This window comes from Carboxylicivirga sp., from assembly GCF_982718395.1.
Genome location: NZ_CEXQWX010000277.1, coordinates 1 through 4,263, shown reverse-complemented (window position 1 = coordinate 4,263; position 4,263 = coordinate 1). Strand labels below are relative to the sequence as shown.

Annotated in this window: 11 protein-coding genes; all 11 read left to right on the top strand. The window is 40.4% G+C overall.

The genetic code is table 11. The features are described 5' to 3' along the window. Positions 1 to 434, top strand: a 434-nt coding sequence (gene rpsC, locus AC4MRQ_RS25160; RefSeq protein WP_491200491.1) for a 30S ribosomal protein S3, incomplete at its 5' end; no start/stop codon positions are given. Positions 435 to 464: 30 nt separating this feature from the next. Further along, complete coding sequence (gene rplP / locus AC4MRQ_RS25155; protein ID WP_143303610.1) at positions 465 to 896, top strand: 50S ribosomal protein L16; 432 nt, start codon at positions 465 to 467, stop codon at positions 894 to 896. A gap of 4 nt (positions 897 to 900) precedes the next feature. Next, positions 901 to 1,098, top strand: coding sequence for a 50S ribosomal protein L29 (gene rpmC / locus AC4MRQ_RS25150; protein WP_491200490.1), 198 nt, complete (start codon positions 901 to 903; stop codon positions 1,096 to 1,098). An 8-nt stretch (positions 1,099 to 1,106) separates the two neighbouring features. Next, the gene (rpsQ, locus tag AC4MRQ_RS25145) at positions 1,107 to 1,361 is read left to right on the top strand and encodes a 30S ribosomal protein S17 (RefSeq protein ID WP_212191477.1); all 255 of its coding nucleotides are present in this window, start codon (positions 1,107 to 1,109) and stop codon (positions 1,359 to 1,361) included. Between the two features lie 2 nt (positions 1,362 to 1,363). Further along, positions 1,364 to 1,729, top strand: a complete 366-nt coding sequence (gene rplN, locus AC4MRQ_RS25140; RefSeq protein WP_491200489.1) for a 50S ribosomal protein L14 — start codon at positions 1,364 to 1,366, stop codon at positions 1,727 to 1,729. 20 nt (positions 1,730 to 1,749) lie between these two features. Next, positions 1,750 to 2,070, top strand: a complete 321-nt coding sequence (rplX, locus tag AC4MRQ_RS25135; protein ID WP_410053432.1) for a 50S ribosomal protein L24 — start codon at positions 1,750 to 1,752, stop codon at positions 2,068 to 2,070. After that, positions 2,070 to 2,627 (top strand): 50S ribosomal protein L5, encoded by a 558-nt coding sequence (rplE, locus tag AC4MRQ_RS25130; protein WP_491200488.1) that lies wholly within the window; start codon positions 2,070 to 2,072, stop codon positions 2,625 to 2,627. The genes rplX and rplE overlap by 1 nt, the downstream gene beginning before the upstream one ends. A gap of 4 nt (positions 2,628 to 2,631) precedes the next feature. Beyond that, positions 2,632 to 2,901: a 30S ribosomal protein S14 gene (rpsN, locus tag AC4MRQ_RS25125; RefSeq protein ID WP_491200487.1), complete on the top strand. Its 270-nt coding sequence runs from the start codon at positions 2,632 to 2,634 to the stop codon at positions 2,899 to 2,901. Between the two features lie 57 nt (positions 2,902 to 2,958). Further along, positions 2,959 to 3,354 (top strand): 30S ribosomal protein S8, encoded by a 396-nt coding sequence (gene rpsH / locus AC4MRQ_RS25120; protein ID WP_491200486.1) that lies wholly within the window; start codon positions 2,959 to 2,961, stop codon positions 3,352 to 3,354. A 12-nt stretch (positions 3,355 to 3,366) separates the two neighbouring features. After that, the gene (rplF, locus tag AC4MRQ_RS25115) at positions 3,367 to 3,918 is read left to right on the top strand and encodes a 50S ribosomal protein L6 (protein WP_491200485.1); all 552 of its coding nucleotides are present in this window, start codon (positions 3,367 to 3,369) and stop codon (positions 3,916 to 3,918) included. Positions 3,919 to 3,938: 20 nt separating this feature from the next. After that, the coding region (gene rplR / locus AC4MRQ_RS25110; RefSeq protein WP_491200484.1) for a 50S ribosomal protein L18 at positions 3,939 to 4,263 on the top strand (325 nt) is incomplete at its 3' end.

Here is a 4,263-nt window from a genome sequence, read left to right as displayed (position 1 = left end):
AAGTTCAGATTAACATCTTTGAGGTAAAGAGACCAGAGTTGGACGCTATTATTGTAGCGAAAAACATCGCTCGTCAGGTGGAAGGACGTATCGCATATCGTCGTGCCATTAAAATGGCTATCGCTTCTACCATGAGAATGGGTGCTGAAGGTATCAAAATTCAGATTTCAGGACGTTTGAACGGCGCCGAAATGGCCCGTAGCGAAATGTACAAAGAAGGCCGTACGCCTCTTCATACATTACGTGCCAATATAGACTATGCTCAGGAAGAAGCCTTGACTAAAATGGGTCTGATTGGTATCAAAGTTTGGATCTGTAAAGGTGAAATTTATGGTAAGCCAGATTTATCACCTGCTTTCAACACCAAAGAAAAAGGTGGTGGAAACCGTGGAGGCGGTAGAGGTCCGAGAAGAAGAAGAGATAATAAGAAGTAATTCTCCTTTCACATTAATTGATTAGGAACGATGTTACAACCAAAGAAAGTAAAATTTAGAAGAAGGCAGAAAGGCCGGATGAAAGGTGATGCTCAACGTGGGCAGGAGCTTGCTTTCGGATCTTTCGGTATCAAAGCCTTACAAAGTAAATGGATTACAGGTCGTCAGATTGAGGCTGCTCGTGTTGCTGTAACACGCTACATGCAGCGTCAGGGACAGATCTGGATTAGAATATTTCCTGACAAACCAATTACTAAGAAGCCAGCCGAAGTACGTATGGGTAAAGGTAAAGGTAGTCCGGAAGGATTTGTGGCCCCTGTTACTCCAGGTCGCATCATTTTAGAATGTGAAGGAGTACCTTACGAAGTAGCTAAAGAAGCATTGCGCTTAGCCGCTCAAAAGCTTCCGGTAACTACTAAATTCGTTGTGAGAAGAGACTATGTTGAATCAACAAATGCTTAATGACATGAAAGTAGAAGAAATCAAAGAATTAAGTGTTAGCGAAATTGCTGAGCGTATCGAAACTGAAACTGCAGCATTGCAGCAGTTGGAATTGAACCACACAACTTCGCCATTGGAAAACCCAATGCAGATTAGACATACTCGTAGAAACATTGCGCGCTTGAAGACTATTTTAGGTCAAAAGCAACAAACTGAAAAATAATTTAGGAGATGGATAGAAATCTTAGAAAAGAGCGTATTGGTGTTGTGGCAAGCAACAAGATGGAGAAGTCTATCGTTGTTTCTGTAGAGATCCGCGAAAAGCACCCCATCTACGGTAAGTTCGTGAAAAAGACCAAGAAGTTTCACGCGCACGATGAAGACAACACATGCAATATCGGGGATACTGTGAAAATCATGGAAACACGTCCCTTGAGCAAGACTAAACGTTGGAGATTAGTTGAAATTCTAGAAAGAGCTAAGTAATCATGATACAACAAGAATCTAGACTTGCAGTTGCTGATAACAGTGGAGCCAAAGAAGTATTATGTATCCGTGTTCTTGGTGGAACAAGGAAACGTTATGCCGGAGTAGGCGATCGTATCGTGGTAACTGTGAAAAGCGCCACGCCAGGCGGTGAATTGAAAAAAGGAACCGTAACAAAGGCTGTAGTAGTGCGCACTAAAAAAGAAGTTAGACGTCAAGATGGTTCCTACATCCGCTTTGATGAAAATGCTTGTGTTCTTTTGAACCAGGCCGGAGAAATGAGAGGAACACGTATTTTCGGTCCTGTTGCCCGTGAGGTAAGGGAAGGATATATGAAGATCGTATCATTGGCGCCTGAAGTACTTTAATCATCAAAGAGATTAGAACAATGGGTAAATTGCATATTAAAAAAGGCGACATCGTTATTGTTAACGCCGGAGTCAACAAAGGCCAGGAAGGGAAAGTTCTTGAGGTATTCCCTGCTAAACAACGTGCCATTGTTGAAGGTGTTAACATGGTGAGCAAGCATACAAAGCCTAATGCTGAGAGTCCGCAAGGAGGTATAGTTAAGAAAGAGGCTCCTATTCACATTTCAAACTTAAATGTGAAAGATCCTTCAACTGGTAAGCCAACACGTATTGGTCGTAAGTTGAATGATGATGGTAAACTGGTTCGAATTGCTAAAAAATCAGGGGAGGAGATCAAGTAATGAGTTATACACCTAGTTTAAGAAAACAGTATAAGGACGAGATTGTACCAAACTTGATGAAAGAATTCGGGTTTAAATCAATCATGCAGGTTCCTAAGTTAGAAAAGATCGTAATCAACCAGGGGCTTGGTTCAGCAACTGCTGACAAGAAAATGATTGAGAACGCAATCAAAGAACTAACTGCTATCACAGGACAAAAAGCTGTGTCATGTCTTTCTAAGAAAGATATTTCGAACTTTAAGCTTCGTAAAAAAATGCCAATTGGTGTACGTGTAACACTTCGTCGTGAGAACATGTATGAATTCCTTGAGCGTCTGATTCGTGTGGCTCTGCCTCGAATTCGCGACTTCAAAGGTATCAACAGTAAGCTAGACGGACGCGGAAACTACACCTTAGGTATTGAGGAACAAATCATTTTTCCTGAAATAAATATTGACAATGTGTCAAAAATATTGGGTATGAATATTACCTTTGTGACCTCAGGAAAAACTGATGAGGAAGCTTATGCTCTTTTAAAAGAGTTTGGGTTACCATTTAAAAACGTGAAAAAGAACTAGTTATATGGCAAAGGAATCAATGAAAGCCCGTGAAGTAAAAAGGGCTAAGCTTGTTGCCAAATACGCTGAAAAACGTGCAAGGCTTAAGGAAGAAGGTGATTATGTTGGCTTGCAAAAGCTACCAAAGAATGCTTCTCCAGTACGTATGCACAACCGTTGCAAGATAACCGGACGTCCGAAAGGTTACATGCGACAGTTTGGCCTATCGAGGATTCAGTTCCGCGAAATGGCTTCAGCTGGTTTAATACCTGGTGTTAAAAAAGCAAGTTGGTAAGAGTGTTAAATATTGTCCCGGTGTATTTTATGCCGGGATCAATTTAATCTTTATAAAATGACAGATCCAGTAGCAGATTTCCTGACACGTATCAGGAACGCCATTATGGCGGGTCATAGGGTTGTTGAAGTTCCAGCTTCAAACCTTAAAAGAGAGATGACCAAAATTCTTTTCGAGAAAGGGTACATCTTAAATTACAAATTCATCGAAGATGACAAGCAAGGAGTAGTTAAGATCGCACTTAAGTACGATCCTCAAACTAAAATTCCGGCAATCAAAGCGCTTAAGCGCGTGAGTACACCTGGTTTACGCTCGTATTCCGGGTATCGTAGTTTACCTCGCGTTCTTAACGGACTTGGTATCGCTATTGTGTCAACTTCACGAGGTGTAATGACAGATAAAGAAGCCCGAGTACAGAAAATTGGTGGTGAAGTATTGTGTTACGTTTATTAAAAAGGAAGAATTATGTCAAGAATTGGAAAAGCACCGATTAGCATACCTTCAGGAGTGAACGTAACTGTAAAAGACAATACAGTGACAGTAAAGGGCCCTAAGGGCGAATTGTCACAAGATATTCACCCTGAAATGGAAGTGAAAGTTGAGGATGGAAAACTAACTGTTGTTCGTCCTAACGAAGAAAAAGAAACACGTGCAAAGCACGGTCTATACCGCTCGTTAATTAATAATATGGTGGTAGGAGTTTCTGAAGGTTACAAAAAGCAGTTGGAATTAGTAGGTGTAGGTTACCGTGCAACTAATCAAGGTCAATTACTTGATTTGGCATTGGGATATTCACACCCGATTCAGCTTATGTTACCGAAAGAAATTAAAGTAGAAGCTGTTACTGACAGAAAAAGTAATCCTATTATTACGCTTGAGTCAGCAGATAAGCAATTACTTGGACAAGTATGTGCAAAAATAAGGTCGTTACGTAAACCAGAGCCTTACAAAGGAAAAGGAGTACGTTTCAAAGGTGAAGAAATTCGTCGTAAGGCCGGTAAATCTGCTAAAGTTTAATCTGAATTAAATTAGGAATTATGGCTTTTTCGAAAATAGAGAGAAGACGAAAAATTAAAATGCGAGTTCGCAAAAATATCAGCGGAACCGCAGAACGTCCAAGAATGTCAGTATTTAGAAGCAATAAGCAAATTTCTGTGCAGTTAATTGATGACGTGAATGGTAAAACATTGGCTGCATCAACTTCTTTATTAAAAGAAATTGCTGATCAGAAAGGTACTAAGTCAGAAGTTGCAGCTTTAGTTGGTAAAAGCATCGCTGAAGTGGCTCAGAAGGCTGGTATTACTGCTGTTGTGTTCGATAGAAATGGATACCTTTATCATGGTAGAGTTAAACAATTAGCCG